At 57.8% G+C, this 22,450-nt stretch carries 14 protein-coding genes; 13 read left to right on the top strand and 1 reads right to left on the bottom strand.

Going from position 1 to position 22,450, the window contains the following annotated elements; translation table 11 throughout:
- The 9 genes from SH139x_RS09430 to SH139x_RS09390 all read left to right on the top strand — a co-directional run bounded on the left by SH139x_RS09430 (nt 1) and on the right by SH139x_RS09390 (nt 13,470).
- A complete protein-coding gene (locus tag SH139x_RS09430) occupies nt 1-3,222 on the top strand; it encodes an efflux RND transporter permease subunit (RefSeq protein ID WP_488355014.1) in 3,222 nt (1,073 codons plus the stop codon).
- 25 nt (nt 3,223-3,247) lie between these two features.
- Nucleotides 3,248-3,592 carry an RND transporter gene (locus SH139x_RS09425; protein WP_488355013.1) on the top strand — a complete coding sequence of 115 codons (345 nt, stop codon included), beginning with the start codon at nt 3,248-3,250 and terminating at the stop codon, nt 3,590-3,592.
- A 2-nt stretch (nt 3,593-3,594) separates the two neighbouring features.
- Nucleotides 3,595-4,188, top strand: coding sequence for a cation diffusion facilitator family transporter (locus SH139x_RS09420; RefSeq protein WP_488355012.1), 594 nt, complete (start codon nt 3,595-3,597; stop codon nt 4,186-4,188).
- Nucleotides 4,189-4,353: 165 nt separating this feature from the next.
- On the top strand, nt 4,354-5,919 hold the full coding sequence (locus SH139x_RS09415; protein WP_488355011.1) for a TolC family protein: 1,566 nt from the start codon (nt 4,354-4,356) through the stop codon (nt 5,917-5,919).
- A 773-nt stretch (nt 5,920-6,692) separates the two neighbouring features.
- Nucleotides 6,693-8,234 (top strand): efflux RND transporter periplasmic adaptor subunit, encoded by a 1,542-nt coding sequence (locus tag SH139x_RS09410; protein ID WP_488355010.1) that lies wholly within the window; start codon nt 6,693-6,695, stop codon nt 8,232-8,234.
- Nucleotides 8,235-8,273: 39 nt separating this feature from the next.
- Nucleotides 8,274-11,657, top strand: coding sequence for an efflux RND transporter permease subunit (locus tag SH139x_RS09405; RefSeq protein WP_488355009.1), 3,384 nt, complete (start codon nt 8,274-8,276; stop codon nt 11,655-11,657).
- 67 nt (nt 11,658-11,724) lie between these two features.
- Nucleotides 11,725-12,069: a hypothetical protein gene (locus SH139x_RS09400; protein ID WP_044303124.1), complete on the top strand. Its 345-nt coding sequence runs from the start codon at nt 11,725-11,727 to the stop codon at nt 12,067-12,069.
- A 91-nt stretch (nt 12,070-12,160) separates the two neighbouring features.
- On the top strand, nt 12,161-12,667 hold the full coding sequence (locus SH139x_RS09395) for a hypothetical protein (RefSeq protein WP_488355008.1): 507 nt from the start codon (nt 12,161-12,163) through the stop codon (nt 12,665-12,667).
- A gap of 260 nt (nt 12,668-12,927) precedes the next feature.
- The gene (locus SH139x_RS09390) at nt 12,928-13,470 is read left to right on the top strand and encodes an RNA polymerase sigma factor (protein WP_488355007.1); all 543 of its coding nucleotides are present in this window, start codon (nt 12,928-12,930) and stop codon (nt 13,468-13,470) included.
- 60 nt (nt 13,471-13,530) lie between these two features.
- Here the strand turns inward: SH139x_RS09390 and SH139x_RS09385 are convergent, their stop codons facing one another.
- Nucleotides 13,531-15,234 carry a TolC family protein gene (locus tag SH139x_RS09385; protein ID WP_488355006.1) on the bottom strand — a complete coding sequence of 568 codons (1,704 nt, stop codon included), beginning with the start codon at nt 15,232-15,234 and terminating at the stop codon, nt 13,531-13,533.
- Nucleotides 15,235-15,367: 133 nt separating this feature from the next.
- On the opposite strand from SH139x_RS09385, the gene SH139x_RS09380 reads away from it, so the two are divergent.
- The 4 genes from SH139x_RS09380 to SH139x_RS09365 all read left to right on the top strand — a co-directional run bounded on the left by SH139x_RS09380 (nt 15,368) and on the right by SH139x_RS09365 (nt 22,426).
- A complete protein-coding gene (locus SH139x_RS09380; RefSeq protein WP_488355005.1) occupies nt 15,368-15,934 on the top strand; it encodes a hypothetical protein in 567 nt (188 codons plus the stop codon).
- Nucleotides 15,935-16,402: 468 nt separating this feature from the next.
- The gene (locus SH139x_RS09375; protein WP_488355990.1) at nt 16,403-18,364 is read left to right on the top strand and encodes a heavy metal-binding domain-containing protein; all 1,962 of its coding nucleotides are present in this window, start codon (nt 16,403-16,405) and stop codon (nt 18,362-18,364) included.
- Nucleotides 18,361-18,918 carry a four helix bundle protein gene (locus SH139x_RS09370; protein WP_488355004.1) on the top strand — a complete coding sequence of 186 codons (558 nt, stop codon included), beginning with the start codon at nt 18,361-18,363 and terminating at the stop codon, nt 18,916-18,918. Before SH139x_RS09375 ends, SH139x_RS09370 begins: the two co-directional genes overlap by 4 nt.
- Nucleotides 18,911-22,426 (top strand): efflux RND transporter permease subunit, encoded by a 3,516-nt coding sequence (locus SH139x_RS09365; RefSeq protein ID WP_488355003.1) that lies wholly within the window; start codon nt 18,911-18,913, stop codon nt 22,424-22,426. Before SH139x_RS09370 ends, SH139x_RS09365 begins: the two co-directional genes overlap by 8 nt.
- Nucleotides 22,427-22,450 lie beyond the last annotated feature (24 nt).

The raw sequence follows: 22,450 nt of genomic DNA, 5'->3' as shown, positions 1-22,450 counted from the left end.
ATGCTCGAAAAACTCATCGACCTATCGCTTCGCCACCGCGTCGCCGTATTGCTTGGCGTCGTCGTCCTGATTGCCGGCGGCGGCTACGCGCTCGCTCAACTGGACATCGACGCGTTTCCCGACACGACGCCGGTGATGGTGCAGGTCAACACGACCGCCGCGTCGCTTTCGCCCGAAGAGATCGAACGCCAGATCACGTACAGCATCGAGCAATCGCTTAGCGGTTTGCCATCGCTCGAAAATATTCGCTCGGTATCGAAGTTTGGCTTCTCGCAAGTCGTCGTCACCTTTGAAGACGGCACCGACATCTACTTCGCTCGGCAAGTCGTCGGCGAACGACTAGCGACCGTCGAGTTACCGCAAGGCGTCAATCGTCCCGAGATGGGACCGGTCGCGACGGGACTGGGCGAAGTCTTTCACTACGTGTTGACGTATCCCGAGGTCGACTTCCGGGCGCTGCCCGCAGACGAGCGGCTGCGATTGTTGACGCAGCTTCGCACGACACACGACTGGGTCGTTAAGCCGCAATTGCGGACGGTTCCGGGCACGGCGGAGATCAACAGTTGGGGCGGCTACGAGAAACAGTTTCAGGTTCGTCTTGATCCGGCAGGATTGGTTTCGCGCGGTCTGACGTTCGACGAAGTCATCACGGCGTTGCAACAGAACAATCGCAACGTCGGCGGCGGCAACATCAACCGACTCGGCGAGATGTTGCTCGTGCAAGGTTTGGGACGCACGTCCAACGGAGAACAAATCGAAGCGATCGTGATCAAATCGGTCGACGGTGTGCCGGTGCGAATCAGCGATGTCGCGAGCGTTGAGATTGGCTACGAGATTCGCCGCGGTGCGGTGTCGGCCGACGGTCGCGGCGAAGCGGTGATGGGTTTGGGGTTCATGTTGATGGGTGAGAACACGCATCAGTACACCGCCAAGCTGAAGCAGCGCGTCGAAGAGATCAGAACCAACCTGCCTGCCGGGATGACGTTGGTGACGATGTACGACCGAACCGAACTGGTCGACTCGGTGATCGACACGGTTCGCAAGAACCTGTTTGAAGGCGGCTTGTTGGTGGTCGCGGTCTTGTTCCTGTTTCTAGGGAATTTGCGAGCCGGTTTGATCGTCGCGATGGCAATTCCGCTGTCGATGTTGTTCGCGTTCACGGGCATGTGGCGGTTCGGCATCGCAGCCAGTTTGCTTAGTCTCGGTGCGATCGACTTCGGGCTGGTCGTCGATAGCAGCGTCGTGATGGTGGAGAACTGCGTCCGGCACTTAGGTTTGGCGAACCCGCTTAATCGCAGTCGACTTGAACGCATCCGCGACGCAGCGGTCGAGGTTCGCGGGCCGACGATGTTCGGCGAGCTGATCATCATGATTGTGTACCTGCCGATCCTGACGCTCGAAGGGGTCGAGGGCAAGATGTTTCGGCCGATGGCGTTGACGGTCATCTTCGCGCTTGCCGGTTCGATGCTGTTGTCGATGACACTGATGCCGGTGCTCGCCAGTTTGCTGTTGCCGAAGAAGATCAGTCATCGCGAGCCGTTGCTGGTGCGAATGATCAAACGCATCTACCGGCCCATCTTGCATTTCACGATGCACCAACGAATCGCGGTGATCGGGTTCGCGTTGGCGGTGCTGGTCGTGGCGTTTGGCATGATCGCACCCAACCTGGGCACTGAGTTCATGCCTCAGCTAAGCGAAGGAGCGGTGGCGATTAACGTCGTGCGATTGGCCGGCACGGAGCTAGACGATTCGATCCAATTCAACACGCGAATGGAAACGGCATTGCTGAACGCTTTTCCCGACGAGGTCGCTCACGTTTGGAGTCGCATCGGTTCGGCGGAAATCGCGACCGATCCGATGGGACTTGAGTTGACCGACGTGTTCATCACGCTGCGTCCGCGTTCGCAGTGGCAAAAAGCAAGCACGCAAGCCCAGCTGACTCGATTGTTCGAGGAAACACTCCGCGACTTGCCCGGCCAACGATTGGCTTACACGCAACCGATCAAGCTACGACTGGATGAACTCGGTACCGGCAGTCGTTCCGACATCGCGGTCAAGCTATACGGCGACGATTTGGATTTGCTGTCCGACAAGGCCTCCGAAATCGAACGCCTGCTGTTGACGGTCGATGGTGCGGCCGACGTCGGTGCGACGCAGTTGACTGGCCAACCGATGTTGCAAATCAAAATCCGGAAGGACGAGATCGCTCGCTACGGAGTTCCGGCCAGTGCGGTGTTGAACATCGTCGAAGCGATCGGCAACCGTCCGGTCGGCGATGTGTTTGAAGGCCAGTTGCGATTCCCATTGACCGTTCGATTGCCGGATGAGGACCGCGGCGACCCCGAGTCGATCCGAGCGATCCCGATCACGACGCCGCGCGGCGAGCAAATTCCACTGGGCCGCTTGGCTGACGTAGACGTCACCACCGGGCCTTCGCAGATCGCTCGCGAGTGGGGCCAACGCCGCGTCACGGTGTCGGTCAATGTTCGAGGACGCGACGTTGGCAGCTTCATCGCAGAAGCACGCCGCAAGATTGACGAACAGATTGTGATGCCGTCGGCTCGCTATTACGTCGAGTTCGGTGGGCAATTCGAGAACATGATTCGGGCACGACAACGCTTGATGATCGTCGTGCCCGTCGCACTCGTGCTGATCTTTTCGTTGCTCTACATGACTTATGGCAACATCGTCGACACCGTCCGCGTCTTCACCGGCATCCCGTTCGCGTGGACCGGCGGCATCATCGCGCTGTGGCTGCGAGACATGCCGTTTTCGATCTCGGCGGCCATCGGGTTCGTCGCGTTGTCGGGCGTCGCGGTGCTGGATGACATGTTGTTGGTGTCGACCATCCGTGCCCTGCGACTGCGTGGACTCGGTTTGGAAAAGGCAGTCGAGGAAGCGGCGTTGACGCGACTGCGGCCCGTCTTGATGACGACGCTGGTCGCGGCGTTGGGCTTTGTCCCGATGGCGTTTAGCTCCGGCATGGGCGCGGAAGTGCAACGACCGTTGGCCACGGTGGTGATCGGTGGCGTGATCAGCGCGATGGTGATGTCGTTGCTGGTCCTACGAGTGCTTTACATGGTTTTTCAATCGCCGATCTCGAGCGACAAAACGTTCGGCGAAGACGTTAATGGCCATCAAAGCAATGGGCATGTTTACGAACCACGCGGCGCTGATGGCGTCGCAGCCGACTCCGAGCGTTTCAGGGTCGGAACGAAATGAGAAGTCTCTACACAAAGGAAATGAAATGCGTTTGATCTATGGAATGTCGTTTGCGGTTGCTGCCTTGTTGTTCGTCGGCGTAACGGGCTGCGGCAGCAGCAACGAAGCACCATTGACGGAAGAGCCGGTTGCCGAAGTGTCGATGGGCGATCACAGCGGTTGGTGGTGCGTCGAACACGGCGTCCCCGAAGAGGAGTGTCCTTTGTGCGACACCAGCTTGGTCGGCGACTTCAAAGAGAAAGGCGATTGGTGTGACGAACACAATCGCCCCGACTCGCAATGCTTCACCTGCAACCCCGACAACTTCACCCAGTTCGCCGCTCGCTACGAAGCCAAGTTCGGTGAGCAGCCACCTCAACCGACGGAATAGACATGGCCGATTGCGGATGCGAATTGGAAGCCGAGAACGACGCGCAGCGGAGTACGCTGCGCATCGTTCTGGTCATCAACGCGGCGATGTTCTTAACGGAGATCGTCGTCGGGATCGTTGCCGGTTCGACGGGCCTGATTGCCGACTCGCTTGACATGTTGGCTGACGCGAGCGTCTACGCGATCAGCCTCTACGCCGTCGGTCGGGCAGCCCGCATCCGCCGTGGCGCGGCAACCGCCAGCGGAGTGTTGCAACTAATTTTGGGCATCGGTGTTCTTGCCGAGGCTGGCCGACGATTCGTTAGCGGCGGCGAACCTGCTGGTCTCTTGATGATGGGAATGGGTGTCGTCGCACTGATCGCCAATTCGTATTGCCTGCGTCTGATCGCCAAGCACAAAGGCGGTGACGTCAACTTCCGCGCCTCCTACATTTTCTCCGCCAACGATGTGATCGCCAACATCGGCGTCATCATCTCCGGCCTGATCGTCAAGCTTAGCGGCTCACAAATCCCCGACCTGATCATCGGCATCCTGATTGCGGCCGTCGTGGTTCGCGGGGGAGTGAAAATTTTGACAGACGTCCGGCAGGAAACGTAATGCCGTTTCCACAGTTTGATGACGACTGGCCTGACACCGTAATCCCTACAGCCGGAACTTCGTCTCGCGTTTCACGTTTGGTCGTGAGGTTTGTGCCTGATGTTTCGGTGTTGATGAACCGATGGAACAAGCGGGCTGGTCTGTATTTTCATGGAGGGAGACGCGGTGATCGCGAACGATAAGACCAGTACGCGCCGACGGCGGGCGAAACGCCTGTTGTTGTTGGCAGCTTTGGGTTTCATGAGTGGATGTCAGTCGGTTGGGCACCGCGTAGCTCAATCGACTTCGAGCGAATACGTTCCGGCAACGGCTAGCCCGCAGGTGGTTGAAGAACCCATTCCCGTACGGACGGTTGCGTTCACCGAAGATGGTGACGATGGCGACTTGAAGGTTGATGACCTTGATGAGTTGGACGAACTCGACATCGAGCTTGAAGACGCCGATTCGGACAAGGCTGATCCAGCCAACGATCCCGCGTCTTTACGCGACGCGATGGCTTTGGACGCGGCGAACGAGACGGCTGAAACCGATCCGGTCATTCAGGACCAGTATTCTTATGGTTTTGAGCAACCTATAGGGCTGACGCTTGAGTCCATTGAGTCGATGGCGTTGGGTTCGCATCCGGCCATCGCGGAAGCTCGTGCTCGTGTCGAATCAACGCGAGGGCAATATGTCCAAGCGGGTTTGCCGTTCAATCCGGTGCTGCAATATCAGTCGGATGAGATCGGCAACGAAGACTCCACCGGTCTGCATTCGGTGCAGATGTCTCAGCAGTTCGTCACCGCCAACAAGCTGGGGATTGCTCAACAGGTCCAGGCCCGCGAGATCCAAAAACAGCAAGCTGCCCTGCGAATTGCGGAGCTTCGCGTTTTGACTCGCGTTCGTGCCGCGTTTGCGACAGCCATCGTATCGCAGCGAAGGGCCGAGATCGCTGACCAGATTGTCGAGCTAGCTGAGAAGTCGATCGAATCAGTGAATGCCCTATTGGAAGCCGAAGAGGTCTCCAAAATCGCTTTGTTGCAGGCTCGTGTCGAAGCCGAACAGGCGCGGATTACGGCGGAGAACGCTCAAACGCAGTTGCAAGCCAACCTGCGGACACTTGCCGCGGCTGCCGGGATGCAAACACTGCCGCCCGGACCGCTTAGCGGCAACGTGGGCGACGATCTGACCGCCGCGCCTTGGGAATCATTGCTCGCTGAAATCTCGACCAACAGTCCCGAACTATCGCGGGCCGGATCGGAGCTTGAGCGAGCCAAGTGGTCGTTGCAACTCGCCTGTGCGCAAGTGACTCCGAACGTGACGGGAACTGTCGGCGTTGGTGTCGATGCCGCTACGGACGATACGTTCGCGGTCATTGGCGTCAGCGTTCCGCTTCCCATTCGCAACCGCAATCAGGGCAACATACGCAGTGCCCGAGCCGACATCGCCGCGGCCTCAGCGGCGATCCAGAACACGCAACTCAGCTTAGAAGCCCGGCTCGCCGAAGCCGTCGGCCGCTACCAAGTCGCGTTGGAACGCTATACACGATTGCAGGACTCTGTCGTGCCGACCTCGGAGGAAACCTACAAGCTATCGCTGGAAGCTTTTGATGCTGGCGAAACCGATTTCCTACAACTATTAACAGCACAGCGAACGCTCTTCACGACGCAATTGAACGTCTTGGATGCCGCCGGACAAGCCAAACAAGCCGCCGCAGAAATCGAAGGTCTGTTGGTGACTTTGAGCCTGTGAAGACACCGCAACTCGGATAGCTAAGGTGGGCAGCCTGACGAAATATTGATAATTCGGTTGAACTGGTCTGGTCGTTTCCACCGTATCAACCGATAATGCCCTCGTACCGTACCCGAAGGATGTTTTTGTGTCTGTCGTTTGTCGTCTCACCACCGTCACCGCATTGCTGCTGCACCTGATTTTCGGGTGTTCGCTGCATCATGCTGCCGCGTGCGGACATCACGACGATGACGGATGCCAGCACACCTGTTTAGCGGCTGATTCACCAAGTGTCCCAGACGATCACGTGTGTGGCCACGACCACGAGCATGATTGCTCGGGTGAAGACGAGACGGTCGAGTCGATCGACAATGCGGGCGACTTAACGGCTCCGTGTTGTGCCTGCGAATCGCAACCCTGTGATGGGAACCATCCGGGGTGCCATGGCGTCGTCGAATGCAGTTTTGTGCCTTCAAGTGATGTCGTGTTCATCATTGATGCTCCATTGGTCGCGTTCGTGACTTATGAGCACGATCCGATGATGAGCTTCATTAGTTCGCTGTCGACTCGTCATTTGGATCAGCGATCGCCACGGGTCGCGACGGACTCTCTTTCTCACTGTGCTTCTCTCTGCACGTGGATCATTTGATTGAAGATTGCTGATTGATCATTAGCGATGCGGATGTGCGTTTGTGCGCACGCTGAACGCTGATTGAATCAATCGCTCCATCGTCTGGAACGCATCTTGCGTTTCCGATCAGCAATCAATTTTCTTCAATCATGAATGGTTCTGCATGTCCACGCTAAAAGCTTGGCTGGTGCGCCTGCGCGGCCCCGTTTTGACCGTCCTGGCGATGGCCATCGCGATCGTCATCGGCGCGTTCGCCTTCACCGACTATCCACAACAACTTGGCCTTGTCACCGCGTCGGTCGATGAGTCCGATCCGCACGCGGGTCACGATCACGGTCCCGGCGAACACGATGACCATGACGAAGATGGCCATGACGAAGACGACCACGCCGGACACGATCACGAGGGTCATGATGCGGGCCAGTCGATCGAACTGAGCCAGCAGGCTCGTGCGAACTTGCGGCTAAAGACGGAGGCCGTCACGGTCGGTCCGTACACGAGCTACATCGAAGTTCCCGGCATGGTGACGCGCTGGCCCGGTGAAACGCATGTGTCGATCACGTCGCCACTGACGGGCGTGATCAACGCGATCAATATCTCTCGTGGCGAGATGATTAAGAGCGGCGAGCCGTTGTTCACGCTTCGGCTGACGCATCAAGACCTCGTCAATACTCAAGAAGACTTCCTTTCGCAGCTTGGGCAATTGGATGTCGAGGAGCGCGAGATTCAGCGGCTGACGTCGGCGTCCCGTTCGGGCGCGATCGCTGGGAAAACGCGAATAACTCGCGAGTACGAACGAGACAAATTGCAGGCGAAAGTCCGGGCGGCGAAGCAGTCGATGTTGCTGCACGGTTTGAGTGAAGACCAAATCGCGAGCATCGAACGCACTCGCACGTTGGTTCGCGAAGTGGTGGTTACCGCACCGCTGATTCACGAAGACGACTCGCTGCATCACGACGCCTTGGAAGAAGCCGCTAACCGAGTCGCGGGCAACCCGGCTGCTCGATTGGCCGCAATGCAACCGCCGCCGATGTCGCTGCCTTCGCACAATCACATTGACGCGGAGTTCTTGGTGACAGAACTGAATGTGCGACGTGGCGAATCCGTTAACGCCGGTCAGCAGATGGCTCAGTTGTCGAACTACAGCCGTTTGCTGATCGAAGGCCAAGCGTACCAGCGTGACGCAAGTCTGTTGCGAAAGGCCGCCGATTCGGGTGCCGAATTGCAAGCCACGATGACCGGTGCGGGCGACGAAGTCGAAACGATCACGGGATTGAACGTGGTCTACATCGGAAACGAAGTCGGCACCGAGTCTCGATCGCTGCCGTTCTATGTCGGACTGACCAATGAGATCGAACGCAGCGAACAGCGTGGTGACAAACGCTACGTCAGCTGGCGATACAAGCCCGGCCAACGACTGACCGTTCGGCTTCCGCAGTCGCAAGTCGAGGACGCGATCGTTGTTCCCAAGGACGCAGTCGCCGAAGAAGGCCCCGAGCGATTCCTATTCGTTGAGAACGGCGACCATTTTGACCGTGTGCCGGTGGAAGTCATTGCGTCGGACAGCGTCAACGTCGCGATCAAGAACGACGGCCAAGTTTGGCCCGGCCAGAGGATTGCCGTTAGCGGTGCTCATCAATTGCAGATGGCGATGAAGAACCAAGCGGGCGGAGCCATTGATCCCCACGCAGGGCACAACCACTGAGTTGTTCGCTTTGCCAAACCAAATCATTGAGGGATCAAGATGCTAGATAGAATCATTCACTTCTCGTTGAACAACCGGCTGATCGTCTTGGCGGTCGCCGCGATCATGCTCGGCGTCGGGGCGTGGCAATCATTGCAATTGCCGATCGACGTGTTTCCGAATCTGAACCGGCCTCGCGTGGTGGTCATCACCGAAGCGCCGGGGATGGCACCTGAGGAAGTCGAGACACTGATCACATTTCCGTTGGAGACCACGTTCAATGGTGCCAGCGGCGTGGAAGCCGTGCGCAGCAGCAGCGGCATCGGTCTGTCGGTGATCTATGTCGAGTTCGAGTGGGACACGGACATCTACAACGACCGGCAAGTCGTCAATGAACGTTTGCAACTCGCCGCTGAGCAATTGCCCGACGGCGTGAAACCAACGCTCGCCCCCATCTCGTCAATCATGGGACAGATTCTCATGTACGGCATGTGGAGCGAAGGCGGCGAAACCGAACCGATGGAGGTTCGCACACTCGCCGACTGGGTCGTCCGTCAACGGTTGCTGACAATACCCGGCGTTTCGCAAGTCTTCTCGATGGGCGGCGGCCGGATGCAGTACCAAGTGCTGGTCAATCCAGACGCGCTGCGGGAATTCGGCCTGACCATGGACGATGTCCATACCGCCGTCAGTGAGTCCAATTTGAACGCGACCGGTGGTTATCTGGATCAGCGTGGCGCGAACGAATTGCTGGTCCGTGGACTCGGGCGAATCACCAGCCTAGCCGACCTGAAAGAGATTGCGATCACACTGCGGGACGGTCGCCCGATCACTTTGGGCGACGTCGCCAAAGTCGTCGAAGGCCCGCAAGTCATGCGCGGCGATTCATCCGCGTATCTACGCACTGATGATGGAACGGTCGAAGGTGGCCCCGCAGTGGTTCTCACCATCAACAAGCAACCCGGCAGCGACACTCGCGCCGTCGATCAGGCAATTGCCGAAGCGTTGGAAGAATTGAAGGTGTCCCTGCCCGATGACATCCGAATCGCCAACGTCTACTCGCAGCGTTCGTTCATCGACCGAGCCATCGACAACGTCGTCGAAGCTCTTGCCGACGGCGGCGTGCTGGTCTTGGTGATCCTGTTCCTGTTCCTGCTGAACTTTCGCACGACGTTCATCACGCTCACCGCAATTCCGCTTTCCATCATCGCAACTGCTTGCGTCTTTGCCGCGTTCGGTCTGTCGATCAACACGATGACGCTCGGCGGGTTAGCGGTTGCGATCGGCGAACTTGTTGACGATGCGATCGTTGACGTTGAAAACATCTTTCGCCGGTTGAAAGAGAACCGCCATTGCGATTCCCCACGACCGACACTCGCCGTGGTTTACGACGCCAGCATCGAGGTTCGGAGCAGCGTGGTCTACGGGACGGCGATTGTCGTTTTGGTATTCATCCCGCTGTTTGCTCTCGAAGGTATGGAAGGCAAGCTCTTTGTGCCGTTGGCGATGGGATATGTCGTCTCGCTGATCGCGTCGCTGGGCGTCTCGCTGACCGTCACGCCGGTACTGGCATCGTTGCTATTGGTCGGCAAACGAGCCTGGCAAATCGTTGTACCGATTCTAGCTTTCGGCATCGCTGCGCTAACGATGTACTGGGTCGTTCCGCGTGCGATTCACATTCTGCATTTGCCGTTTGAATTGCCCGGCAATCCGCTGTGGTGGTCGCTCGTCCTGACGCCAGTGGTTTGGGTTCTGATTCAAGTGACCGAACGATTGCTCGGTGGTCCCGACGCCGAGGAAGGCCGGTTGCTGGAGGGACTCAAAGGCATTGCCGGTTTGGCGATTAACTTCAGCACCAAATTCGCCGGTCCCGTGTTGGGCGTTGCGGCCGTCATGGTGGCGTTCGCATTGTTCGCGGTTTCGCAACTCGAACGTGACTTCTTGCCGCCTTTCAACGAGGGAGCCGTTCAGGTCAACGCGTTGCTTGCACCAGGCACGTCGCTGGCGACCAGCAACCAGATCGGGCAAAGCGTGCAAGAGGAATTGATGAAGATCGAATCGGTCAAGTCGGTCGCACGTCGAACGGGCCGAGCGGAGCTAGACGAACATGCCGAAGGCGTCAACGTCACGGAGTTGTTCTTGGAGATCGAGGACGACGCGGATCGTGAAGGCACGATCCAGCAGATTCGCGAAACGATGGAGGACATTCCGGGCGTGGTGTCGAGCACCGAGCAACCGCTGGCCCACCTGATCAGTCACATGATCTCGGGCGTCAAGGCGCAAATTGGCATCAAGCTCTTCGGTGACGATCTGGACGTGCTACGGACCAAGGCGGAAGAGATGAAACGACGCATCGCGGACGTGCCCGGTTTGGCCGACGTGATGATCGAACAGCAGACCAACATTCCGCAACTTCGCATCGAGCTGAATCGCAAAGCACTGACGCAGAACGGGCTGCGACCGGCAAACGTGATGGAACTGGTCGAGACGGCGATGAACGGGCAAGTCATCAGCCAAGTTCTGCTCGGCCAACGCACGTTTGATCTGATGTTGCGAATGGATGAATCGTACCGCGAGGACGTCACCAAGCTCAAACGGCTCGCCGTCCCGCTACCCGGCGGCGGCACGCTGCCGCTCGAGGCGGTGGCGAACATCTACGAAAGCGGTGGGCCAAATATGATCAAGCGCGAACAGGTGCGTCGACGAATCGTGTTGCAGGCCAACGTATCCGAGCGGGGCGTCGTGGATGTTGTCAGCGATATCAAAACGCGATTGGCCGATTTGGAATTGGAGCCGGGGTACTTCATCGAATACGGCGGCCAATTTGAAAGCCAGCAATCGGCAACGCGTCGATTGATGATTCTCTCGGGCGTCGCGCTGTTGGGCATGTTCCTGGTGCTATACACGCTGTTCGGCAACGTGAACTTCTCGATGCAGGTATTGGTTGCTTTGCCAACGGCGTTCATCGGAGCGGTTGCGGCACTTGTCATCACCGATCAGAACCTGACGGTCGCGGCGATGGTCGGTTTCATCTCGTTATGCGGCATCGCCAGTCGCAACGGCATCCTACTGCTGAATCACTACATCCACTTGGTCGAGCACGAGGGCGAATCATGGACTCGCGAAATGGTGCGTCGCGCAGGCCAAGAACGAATGGCTCCGGTGCTGATGACGGCACTGACATCCGGCATCGGTTTGCTGCCGCTGGCGCTCGCTGCGGGTGAACCCGGTAAAGAGATTTTGTACCCCATCGCGACCGTGATCGTCGGCGGTTTGTTGACTAGCACGTTAGCCGAGTTCTTCGTTCGTCCGGCGTTGTTTTGGACGATCGGTGTCGGCGCGGGCAAGCAGATTGTTCGCGATCACGCGGGAGACATGGGAAATGTGGATTTAAGAACGGGAAAAGATGCTCTCAGTCCTGAACTTGAATTGGTCACAAGTTAGTTGTTCGTTCCGGTGCGTTGCCGGAGCGATGTTTTTGTTTTGAAGAGATTTCCACGGAGGATTTGAAATGTTGAATTTACGGATGATTGCAGTCGCAGCTTTGGTCGCATCGGTTTCGTTGGGTGGCATGTTGGCAAAGGCCGCTGAGCCAAACACGGCTGCCAAAGAACTGGTGTCGTATCGCTTGGAAAAGTGGAAGACCACGCACAGCGAAGGCGAGAAGGCGGACAAGTTGGTCGGCACGCTGAAGAAACTTCGCTGCGAAGTCAAAGTCGGCTCGCACGGCGGACACATGGACGTCAACTACCGCTGTCCAAAGTGGCAGCAGATGGCTTTGAAGAGCCACGAAGAAGCTCACCAGTGGGAAGCATGGTTGAAGAAGCTCGGCTTCGAGACCCAGCACGCCCACTGAACAATGAAGATTTGAGATTGGCGATTGTAGATTTATCAGTCGCCGATCTCTCCTTCTTTTTCAATCTCCAATCTTCAATCGAAAATCTGAAATGAAATATCTATTCGCCCTGACCCTCGCTTGCTTCACTCTCCTCGGATGTTCCGAGAACGACGTGCAGGTATCCGAAGCACCGCAAGCATCCGGCCCGGTCGAGATAGACGAAATGCCGCCGATGATTGAGATGGATGGGCATCCCGAGCACGGACCCCACGGCGGCGAGCTGGTCGAACTTGGCAAAGAAGCGTTCCACATCGAAGTGATGCACGGCACCGGAGCGGTCGCCATGTATGTGCTCGACGGTTCGGCAACGCAGCCGGTCCCGATCGAAGCCGACAAGCTAACCGTCAGCCTAAAGCACGATGGCAAAGTGAAGTCATTCGAGCTTTCCGCCGACCCGCAAGCCGAAGACGCGTCGGTCAAGTCGTCACGATTCACTTCAACCAGTGCCGAGATGGACCAGTGGCTCGAAGCCGAAGCCGAAGGTGCGGTCATCGTGCAAATCGAAGGCAAATCCTACACAGGCAAGATTTCGCATGATCACGATCATGACCACTAAGAACGAGGAAGCCACGATTGATGATTGACCCATCAAGCGGGAATAAGATTTGCTCCAGTCGTTTGCGGTGTGTCACCGTAGACGGCAAGGCTCCCGACCCATCATACGACTAGCCCTCGTTGGGTCGGGAGCCGCTTTTATTGATAGACAAAAGACGACGAACCAATGATAGACAACAAGAGCCGCTTTCAAGTCAATGCAATCCTGCCCGGCGACCAGCCGCATTGGTACCCCCAGTGGGTATTGGTATAAATGCATCAATGGTTAAGCCCGATGAACGCAAGTCGACCGAAACGATCGCCTCTGAGACAGTCGCCGCCGCGGTGTCTGGGGATCGTTCCGCGCTGCGCTCGATCTACGAGGCGACGTCGGATCGCGTGTTTCGATTGATGGTTCGGATGGTGGGGCAGCAGGATGCCGACGACCTGACGCAACAGACGTTCGTGCGAGCGTTCACGAAGCTCGATCAATTCGGTGGCGAATCGAAGTTTGAAACGTGGCTGTATCGACTGGCCACCAACGAGGCGTTACAGCATCTCCGCCGCGAGAAACACCGGCGGACGAAAGAGTTGGTGGTTGAGCCGACCGCAGACCGAACAGACCGCGTTGAAGAAGACGAACGTGCCACGATGGTACGATCCGCCCTCGACCAACTCGATCCAGAATTGCGAGCGATCTTCACGCTCAAGGAAGAGAGCGGTTTGTCGTACCACGAGATCGCCAGTGCGTTGGACATCCCCGAAGGCACGGTCGGTTCCCGGTTGAATCGGGCACGGCGTGAACTGCGGAAGTTGTTGTCGTAGAACGGAATTCATTCCGTTGCCCCAAAACGCTGAACGCCGAATTACGGAATGAATTCCGTTCTACGGGCAACCCACCGTGCGATCTAGTTGGGCGATCGTGCCAGCGAGTGTGGCGTCGATGCGGGCGAGTTGAGTCTCGAACATTAGCAGTTCGCGGTAGGTTTCGATCAGGGTGAAGAAGTCGGTTCGCTTGCCGCGGTAGTCGGCGATTGACAGTTTGAGCGTGTCTTCGGTGCGGGGGATGATGCGGCCTTCGTAGATGTTGCGTTGCTCGACCAAGGCGTCGGCTTGGACGATCAGGCGGCGGATCTTGCCGTAGAGTTCGTCGCGTTCGGCTTCGAGGCGGCGGGTGGTGCTGCTGCGTCGATGAGCGGCTTCACGAATGCCGGCGTTGATCTTTTCTCGCCAAATCGGCAGCGTCGTTCCAAAGCTGATGCTTAGATTGTCGTTGCCGTCGGCGACGGGGCTGATGACATCGTGACCGTCGCTGATCAATCCCCAGTTCAGGCCGACGCTGAAGTCGGGGTACTGCTGCAAACACGCCAAGCGTTCTTTGTCACGGTCACGTTGGATCTCCCACGCGAGGCCACGCAATTTTGGATTGCATTGTTCGGCCAACGCAATCAACGATTCGATTTGCTGGGGCGTGTCGTTGACACCGAGCTCGCTGGACGCTTCGGGGAGTAGGTTGACGGGTTGTTGCAGCAATGTTGCAAGGTCGGCTTGGGCGACTTGCTTTTGTTTGCGGAGTGCAATCAACTTTTCGTCGAGGCGATCAGTTTCCAGTTGGGCACGTAGCACGTCTTGTTGCGAGCCGCCGCTGCGGTAACGTGCTTCGGCGACATCGGTCAAGTCGGCAACGAGGTCTTTGGTTTCTTCGATGATCGTGATCGCTCGGGTGGCGAACCAGACTTCGTAGTACGCCAGTCGCACGGACTCGGTGATCTCGCGAGCGATCGCGTCGACTGCGGTTTGAGCGATCTGAACTTCGCGGCTCGCGATGACGGCTTTCGTTTTTAGCTTGTCGGGGAACGGAACCATTTGGTTGACCGACATTTGATTGCCAACGCGACCGCCGGCGGTTTGCAGCGCGTTGTCATGCAACGGCCAAAAGGTGTTGTTGAAGGTCGGGTCGGGAAGAGCTTTGGCTTGCGGGATGACGTTCGACGCGGCGGCGACGCGTTGGCGTGCGGCGAGGATTTTGGGGTGCCGCGACAGAGCTTCGCTGACGAAGAACTCGACGGGCTGGCCGGTCTGCACGGGTGTTGCGATTGGCTCGTCTGCGGCTACTTCGTCAGAGTCGTCTTTCTCAACCTTGTCTTTGTCGCTGTCGTCTGAATCTTTCGGATCAACGTCCACTTCGTCGGCTTCGTCCTCATCAATCTCCGGCAGCATCGCGTCCTTGTCATCGTCGCGCGGTGGATCCAGTTGCAGGAAGTCGCCGAGTTGACGATCGCTCTTGTCTTCGGGGGCCTGAGCAAACACGGCGGGTGAAGCAACAAAGACCCTGTTGTTGTAGCCCGCTGGTTGAACAGCCAATCCAGATTTCGTCGGAATCACTTGGCTCCAATCAACATCGGTCAAGGCATCGGGGGTTGCCTCTGTATTCGTGACCGGCTGAGCGGCAACGGTGGTCGTCTCTGGCGTGGCCGACGTCGATTTCGTCAACGAAACGCCTCGCCCGGTCGCGCAGCCGGACACCGTTGCGGTGACCAGCGTGGCCAGCAGAAGGCGTTTAGACTGCTTCGTTTTGCGGCGATCCATGGCGTTGGTGTTCCAATCAGCTACAATGCAGAGGTCAAAGTTTGCCTAACCGGGTGATTCCTATTGAACTTTTCGGCCAGATTTCCGATACAGTTCATATACCGTGCATGGGTATACTTTTCGGAAGGTCACAGTGAGCAACTCCCCCCTAATTCGCATCGCCGTTAATCTTTGTCTGATCGCTGCAATGGTGATTCAGCCGATGGCGCTTGTGGCTGCGCAGGGGACATGTGCTCAAGGTGGGTCGAACGGAAGTTGCTGTCAGGCCAAAACCGTTTGCCATGGATGCAAGAGCTGCGAAGTCGAAACCGACGGCGACCTGTGTGGTTGCTGCAGTGGTGGCAAGAACGACGCCGGCAGTTGCTGCACGAAGAACGCAGACGCCAAACCGAATCACGATGACTTGTTCGGCGAAATTTCCGACGTCGTACCCGAGCCGCCGAGTGCGGACGGCCAATCGGCCAACGGCGAAAGTGCGTTGTCTTCGTGCATGTGCGGAGTCCATTCGGTTCCTTTCGCACCGGTACCCAATCGTGCTGCCGTGCCGCAAGTTCGCGACTTGGTTGTGATCGCTTATTTAGATCACGTCGCAACGGACGCTGGCAAAGCGATTCGTCCGAAGGCGTTGAAGTCTCGTTTGCCCATTGGCGATCTATCACCGCATTTCACTCAGCGGTTTCTTTGCATCTGGCGGATTTGACGCCCTCTTCGTAGGAGAGCTGCGCGCTCGCAGTTCTTCGATTTCAAACTGGCTTTCATACGTGTGACGCTGCGCGCTCGCTGTGTGTGAAGCCTTTCCCGATGCATTCCCTGCGCGATCCGATTCGCGCGACCCAAAACAACGAACCGGTCACAGCCTGGAGGCATGTGGCTGGTCGACGATGCGATCTCCTCCGACGCATCATCGACCAGTCGCCTCTTTGCTGACGCTGGCGGATGGAACCGCCGACGCATGCCGGGCAACTTCGCGAGAAATGTGATGAGTCAGGACGAACCAATCAAACCCGACGACGAAGCCGTTGACGAACAAGTCAATGATGTGGACGCCGGTGCGCAAGCGGACACCGAGACCAAAGAAGCCACGGTCGAAGAAACGCCCACGCCAGCCGAAACGAAGCCCGTTGTTGGTAAGAACGATGGCGGTGCGAAATGGCTGGTCCGGACTGGCGTGCAAGCCGCCACGGTTGTCGTCGTCGCCGGTCTCGTGTTCTTCCTGCTCGGTGTCGCACAGCGGACGGAGTGGCTGACCGCTGACGGTTTTTCGGGCGACAAGGGCGAAGCCGTGGTGGAAGCCGGCGGCGGCGAAGACAAGCGATACATCTGCCCCATGATGTGTACGCCACCGTCGACCGAACCCGGACGATGCCCGGTGTGTGCGATGGAATTGGTCGAAGCGACTGGCGGCGGAGGCGGCGACGGAATCTCGGTCACGATTGAAGCATCCGCTCGGCGATTGGTTGGCATTCAAACTGCGATGTCGAAGATGGGCGAAGTCAATCGAACCATCCGCACCATCGGCTCGATCGACTTCGACGAAAGCCGCTTGTCTACGATCAGTGCGTACATCGACGGCCGTCTCGAAAAGATGTACGCGAACTATGCCGGCGTGAAGGTCAACGAAGGCGACGATCTGGCGTTGATCTACAGCCCGCAGCTCTACACCGCTCAAACCGAATTCATCACCAGCATGAACAGCGGCGGCAAGATCGGTCGGTTCCAGATCGACAGCGGCGATCTGAACCAGATGGCTCGGGAGAATTTGACTGAACTGGGGATGACAGAAAGTCAGATCGACCAGTTGGGGAAGTCGGGTAAACCAATGTCGCGTATCCGTATCAAGTCACCGCAGAGTGGAACAGTGATCGAGAAGTCGGCCGTCGAAGGCGACTATGTCAAAACGGGACACAAACTTTATCGGGTCGCCGATCTATCCAGCGTTTGGTTGATGTTGGATCTGTTCCCCGATGACGCTTCGGCCGTTCGGTTTGGTCAACAAGTCGAAGCTGAAATTCAGTCAATGCCAGGCGAGGTCTTCACCGGCCGCGTTGCGTTCATCGACCCGACAGTGAACCCGAAGACGCGAACAGTTCGCGTTCGCGTCGAGATCATGAACTTCGACGGCAAGCTGCGACCGGGCGACTATGCGACCGCTCGCGTGACCGTGCCGGCGATCCCGATGGACGAGGTCTACGATCCGGCTCTGGCGAATAAGTACATCAGCCCGATGCACCCGCAAGTCATCCGCGATGAACCGGGAACGTGCCCGCTTTGCGATATGGATTTGGTGCCGACGTCCCAGCTCGGTTTCGCATCGGAACCGTTGCCAATGCAGCAAGTTGTGACTGTGCCGCGCGACGCCGTGTTGCTCGCGGGTGAGAACAGCGTGATTTATGTCGAAACGGAACCGGGGCGTTTTGAGATTCGCCGGGTGACGATCGGTCCGATGAACCGCAAAGAAGCGGTGATCGTCGAAGGGCTTTCTGCTGGCGAAACGGTCGCAACGGGCGGCAACTTCTTGATCGACTCGCAAATGCAACTCGCCGGCAATCCATCGTTGATGGACCCAACGAAAGCCCCCAGCTATTCGCCGGGACCGCTCGAACTGCCCAATACGACTCCTGTTATGCTGGCCAGCGAATCAGGCAAATCGCTCGATCGCACCTACGACGCCTACTTTGAGATCCAGCGGGCGATGGCGGCCGACCAAACGCCGCCGCCGGTCGCGTTGAACACGCTGATCGAAGGGCTCCGCGAACTAGAAATGTCGGCCGGGGTGCCCGATGACGCTCAACGCAAGTTCGCGACCGCTCGCCGCGCGGCCACACGCATGGACGGTTCGCTGGAAACCGCTCGCGAAGCCTATCGCGGAGTCAGCCACGCGATGTTGCGAGCCGCCACGGTCGCTCGCGGCCCAAAGACGGCGACCAAGCTGACGCACTACTACTGCCCGATGGTTCCCGGCGGCGGTGGCGACTGGATGCAGCCCGGCGGCGAATTGCAGAACCCGTATTGGGGCAGCGAAATGCTGACGTGCGGCGAAGTCGTTAGGGAGATGGGGAGACAAGGAGACACGGAGAGCGGGAGAGTGGGCGTTATTGAAACCGTGTGGGATGGAGGTGACTTGAAATGAGCGATCGCATTTATAGCCACCGCGATTTGATCGTCTACCAGAAATCGTTTGCGGCTGGCAAACGGATCTTTGAATTGTCGAGATCGTTTCCGCGTGAGGAGATGTACTCGTTGACCGATCAGGTGCGACGCTCTTCACGGAGAGTGAGTGCCAACATTGCGGAGGCATGGCGAAAGCGACGCTATCAAAAACACTTCTGTAGCACGTTGAACATCTCCGAAGCCGAAGCCGCCGAAACTCAAGTCTGGTTGGAGTACGCCGCTGCACATGGCTATCTCGATCAGAAGACGGCAAAGCAAGCAAACGAATTTTACGACGAGATTTTGCGAATGATCGTTTCGATGATTGCTTCGCCGGAGAAATGGTGCGTCGGGGGGAGAGACAAGGAGAGTGGGAGACACGGAGACAAGGAGACGGAGAGTCATGGAGTGAAGGAGAACGCGGCTGAATATCTGGTGGATGATGCGTCTGCAATTAATCAGTCCGAACTACTCTCGCTTTCTCCCCCTCTCCGTGTCTCCTTGTCTAAAAACCCGGAGGCAGAAGATGCTTAACGCGGTAATCCGTTTCTGCGTGAGAGAACCTTGGCTCGTCGTGTTGCTCGCTATTGCGAGCAGCATCGCCGGTTGGGTCAGCTTCAAGTCGATTCCGATCGACGCGATTCCCAACATCGGTGAGAACCAGGTCATCGTGTTGACGCCGTGGCCGGGGCGTTCTCCGAAGGACATCGAAGACCAAGTCACTTATCCGCTGAGTGTCTCGTTGCTGGCGGTTCCGGGTGCCGAGTCGGTGCGCGGCAAGAGCATGTTCGGCTACAGCTTTGTCCAGGTCACGTTCAAAGACGAGATCGACTTTTACTGGGCACGCAGCCGCGTATCGGAACAACTCGGCAGCGCCGCGTCGCAATTACCCGATGGCGTTGTGCCGCAACTGGGGCCAGATGCGACGGGACTCGGGCAAGTCTATTACTACACGCTGCAGCCACCCGATGAAGGCATGGGGCTGGCGGAACTCCGCAGCCTGCAAGACTTCGTTGTGAAGTATGAATTGCAAGCGGTCGAAGGCGTCAGCGAAGTCGCGTCGATTGGCGGCTACGTTCGTCAGTATCAGGTCGAAGTGGACCCAGACAAACTGCGCTTTCACGACGTGTCGCTCGATAAGCTGGCGATGGCGATCAAGGGATCGAACATGGACGTCGGTGCCAAGACGGTCGAAACGACGGGCATGGAATTCATCGTCCGAAGCAAGGGTTTCCTTGGTAGCGATGGTGACAAGAACAAGGCCGTCGAGGACATCGAGGACACTGTCATCATGCAACGGGACGGTGTGCCGGTTCGCGTTCGCGACATTGGCAGCGTGCAGATCGGGCCAGACTTTCGCCGCGGTGCGTTGGACTACAACGGAGCCGAAGCGGTCGGCGGCGTGGTGGTGATGCGATACGGCGAGAACCCGCGTGTCGTCATCGACCGGGTGAAGGAAAAGATTGCCGCGATCACACCGTCGCTCGGGGGCGTGACCATTCATGGCGTTTACGATCGCAGCGGGTTGATCGACGAGACGATGGCGACGCTGACGCATGCGTTGCGTGACGAGATCATCATCACGGCGATCATCATTCTGCTGTTTTTGTTGCACATTCGCAGCAGCTTTGTCGTTGCCATCTGTTTACCGACCGCCGTGCTGATGTCGTTCATCGCGATGCGGTTCGTCGGCGTCGGTGCGAACATCATGTCGCTGGCCGGAATCGCGATCGCGATTGGCACGATGGTCGACATGGCAATCATCGTATCGGAGAACATCTATCAGCACCTCTCGGATTGGGAATCGGGCAGCGAACAAGAACGCATCAAGCAGTCTCGCACCGACGTCGTCTATGAAGCAACGGTGGAAGTCGCACCGGCCGTCGTGACCGCAGTGGCGACGACCATCGTCAGTTTTCTTCCAGTCTTCTTTTTGACAGGGCGCGACTACAAACTGTTTTCGCCGCTCGCTTACACCAAAACGTTCGCGATCGCTGCGGCGATGATCACCGCCGTCACAATCGTGCCGGCACTGTGCCGTTTGATGCTGCGAAGCAATGTGCGTCGCAAGAGTGCGGCTTTGCTCGCTGGCGTTTCGCTGGCCGGACTTCTTGGTGTGGCTTCGCATTTTCTTTGGGGTTCGCGACTGGCCGGGCGTTTTGGCTTGGAAACCTGGATCGTGACGGCGATCGCAGCCGTCGTCGGATTCATTGCCGGTTGGCAATTACTGCGAGAACGAATCCGGCCGATCGAAGAAATCCCGTCCAGCCGTTTCGTTCGCTGGATATACGCCGCCCGTTTAAGACACGCGCTCAATCACAAAGCGTTCGCACTTTCGTTTCCGTTGGTGCTGTTGGTCATCGGCGTGGGAGCCTACGTCGGAATGCCGACCGTACTTCGTCCAGTTGAAAAGGTCGCGAACTTCTTTGGTGCCGAACTGAATGATTTCCCCGGCTACGTCGATGCCAAACACGTCTTCACCGGTTTGCAAAGCGACGATTGGATCGCGCTCGACGAGGGAAGTTGGTTCTACATGCCGACGCTGTACCCGGCGGCCAGTTTCTCGCAAGCGATGCAGGTGTTGCAGACGCAGGATGTCTTGATCGGCCAGATTCCTGAAGTCAAAGACGTGCTGGGCAAGATCGGTCGGGTGGAATCGGCACTGGATCCCGCGCCGGCCGCGATGGTCGAAACCTATGTGATGCTCAAGCCCGAAAGCGAGTGGCGAGAAGGCGTCACTGCACGCGATGTGTGGGACGAGATCAATCGAGTCGCCACGTTACCCGGAGTCACGCCCGCGTCGGCGTTGCAACCAATCGAAGGCCGCGTCGTGATGCTGCAGTCTGGCATCAAGGCACCGATGGCGATCCGAGTCTACGGAAACCAGCTCGACGAGTTGGCCGACGCGGCGATGAGTGTTTCGGCGGAATTGAAGAAGTCACCGCTAATCAACGCCGGCACCGTCAATCCCGACATCGTGCTTGGCAAACCCTACGTCGAATTCACCGTCGACCGTGAGGCGGCATCCCGGTACGGGATGAGTTCGTCGATGGTGAACCAAGTTATCGAAACTGCACTCGGTGGGATGAATCTGATCAAGACGGTTGAAGGCCGGGAGCGCTATCCCGTGCGGCTGCGATACAACCGTGACCTCCGCGAACAGATCGACGGCCTGAAGCGATTGCCCGTCGTGACGCATTCGGGGGCAGTCGTGCCGCTCGAAGAACTCGCGACGTTGGAAACGACTTGGGGGCCGGGTGCGATCAACAGTGAAAACGGTCGGCTGGTCGCTCACGTTTCGTTCATGACCAACGGCAGCAAGGGCGATCTGGAATCAGTTTCCGCGATCGAAGAACAACTCCGCGTGGCCCAGTCGCTGCCGACGTCTGATCCGAATCGTTTGTCGCTCCCTGCCGGCTATTCGCTTGAAGCCGTCGGCAGCTTCCGAAACCAGATCGAAGCCAACCGGCGTTTGATGTGGATCATTCCTCTGGTGATTTGCATCAACTTGTTGTTGATCTACATGGAATTTCGCAACTTCTCGATTTCGCTGGCCGTGTTCTCGGGCATCCCGGTCGCGTTCGCGGGCGGCATGATTGCGGTCGCCACGATGGGCGTGGAACTCAATACGGCCGTGTGGGTTGGCTTCATCGCGTTGTTCGGATTGGCGGTCGACGATGGCGTCGTGATGGCGACTTACATTCACCAACTTTTGAAGAAGCGCAAAGTCGAAACGGTCGACGACATTCGCAACACGGTTTACGAAGCCGGGCTGAAACGCATTCGTCCCTGCATGATGACGACGGTCACGACGCTGGCCGCACTGATACCCGTGTTGATCGCAACCGGCCGTGGGGCTGACGTGGCCCGAGCGATGGCGATTCCCGTGTTCGGCGGGATGCTCGCCGAACCGTTCACGTCGTTCATCGTGCCGACGCTCTATTGCGGCTACCTCGAACTGAAAATGCGTTTCGGATTTCAAGACGAGCTTTGGGAAGGCACCGAAGCGATGCCGGAGGAGGAACTCATGAAAGCGGCATAAAACATTTCGTTTGCCCGTGAAGAA

This window comes from Kothea flammea (assembly GCF_052161645.1).
Taxonomy (GTDB): Bacteria; Planctomycetota; Planctomycetia; order Pirellulales; family Pirellulaceae; genus Laterigemmans.
Note: the sequence above shows the minus strand (reverse complement) of the source record. Positions and strands in the feature narration are given on the sequence as shown.